This is a genomic window from Streptomyces sp. PA03-6a (genome assembly GCF_033792765.1).
GTDB lineage: Bacteria > Actinomycetota > Actinomycetes > Streptomycetales > Streptomycetaceae > Actinacidiphila.
The window spans coordinates 1-1,592 of record NZ_JARAVK010000550.1 but is presented as its reverse complement, the minus strand read 5'-3'; the positions used below and the strand labels follow the sequence as shown (position 1 = coordinate 1,592).

Genomic DNA, 1,592 nt, shown 5'->3' with positions numbered 1-1,592 from the left:
GCGTCCAGACCGAACCCGATCGCAGCACCCGTCGCAATCGACACCAACAGCCGCTTCATAATCATCATGAAGATCGCCCGGGCCCCACTGATCAACGCCCGGATCGCCTCAGGCGCCCAGAACGCCAACTGCCCCGTCGGGGGGTCGGTGGCGGATGGTCCCCCACAACCAGCGGAGCAAGCCACTCCAACTCCCGGGGCATCGGAATACTCAACGTTAGTGCCTTCTTGTGCCGCCATCGGCGTTTCTGGCGTCGCCGGAAGTGCCGCGGTACAACTGCTGAGAGTTATGAGAGTTCAGATCTTCTGTATTTTTGAGACCGGTGGACAAGGTACTGATGCCGTCATGCATGCTCTCGACTACATCGCCCATATCTTTCGTGCTGCGGATGAGCATCTTTGCCGGTCGGCCGTACTGCTCGTAGAACTGTCTCCCGGGCTCGTCGTCGCCCCAGGGTTCGCCCAGCCTGGCAAGCCCGCCCTGCACTCCCCCAGCAATCTGTTGGAACCGTCGCTGAAGATACTCCAAATGCGGAAGCTGCTCGTCCAACCCGTCAGTATCGGCATAGAATCTTCTATCGGACACGCGTCTCCTCCCAGCTCCTAGTCAATGCAAGACGCGGCACGCGGAATCACCCGGCGCCGGCGGCGATAAGCACTTGTCGGGAACTCGATCGAGACCACCTCGCCCTCGCCTTAACAGCCTGTCGAGAAGCAGTCGCGGTGCCGGTCACCTCGTTAATCCAGCGACGAGACTCGACACCTTCTTCGCGCTGCCTGCGGTACACAGTCAACAAGTCGCAATCTGCTGGCCGTGGCTAGTCACGTCGCCGGCCGCTCTGCACCGAGAACATCAGCGCTATGACACCGAAGCCCATCGGCAGGTACATCAAGGCCGACCCAAGGTGGGGGCTTGCCGATTTTCCAAGTACCGGCGGCTCTGCCAGCTCGATCTGCCCCTCGGGCAGTTGCGGGCCCTCGGCTCGCGGTGAGGGTTTGGCCACGGTACTCAATGAGCGGACCGTTCCGGAGCAAGTAGGCCAGCGCAGTGGCCGACCGAATGCCCTTGCAAGCCTCGAACTTGTACGTCATGACGATGGCGTTTACCCAACGATGGGTAGGTATGTAGCCTGGCCTGCGTCTCACGACCAGGACATCAGACCGAAGAGCATGCTGAGATAGCGGGCCGTGCACCGCGTGCCGCGCTAATCTCACACCATCGGTCGGCACCGTAAAACACACGTCAGACCTTCAACTTAGAGGAATTCGGATCATAGTACTTATAATCTCAGCCGGTCAATAGAACTTCAGTGCTCCGAAGAGGGATTACTGCGCCACCTCATCCCTGCAACCTCAGGCCTCGATGGCTCAGATCGGTAGCACGGACCGCTGGTGCTGGCTGTCTACGTCCGGGACACGGAGTACGTGCTGGTGGACGGCACGCTCGCCGAGTGCGACCGGGTCGGCGACGGCCGCGCCGACTACTCCGGCAAGCACCGCCGCCACGGCGTGAACCTCCAGGTCACCACCGACCCGCAGGGCGAGATCGTATGGATCTCCCGCGCTCTGCCGGGCCGCACCCACGACCTGACC

At 61.6% G+C, this 1,592-nt stretch carries 1 protein-coding gene and 1 pseudogene; one reads left to right on the top strand and one right to left on the bottom strand.

The window, feature by feature from the left end; translation table 11 throughout:
• Positions 1–216 precede the first annotated feature (216 nt).
• Positions 217–549, bottom strand: coding sequence for a hypothetical protein (locus PV350_RS46535; protein WP_500339298.1), 333 nt, complete (start codon positions 547–549; stop codon positions 217–219).
• A gap of 875 nt (positions 550–1,424) precedes the next feature.
• On the opposite strand from PV350_RS46535, the pseudogene PV350_RS46530 reads away from it, so the two are divergent.
• Positions 1,425–1,592: pseudogene (locus tag PV350_RS46530) on the top strand (transposase family protein); the annotation flags it as partial.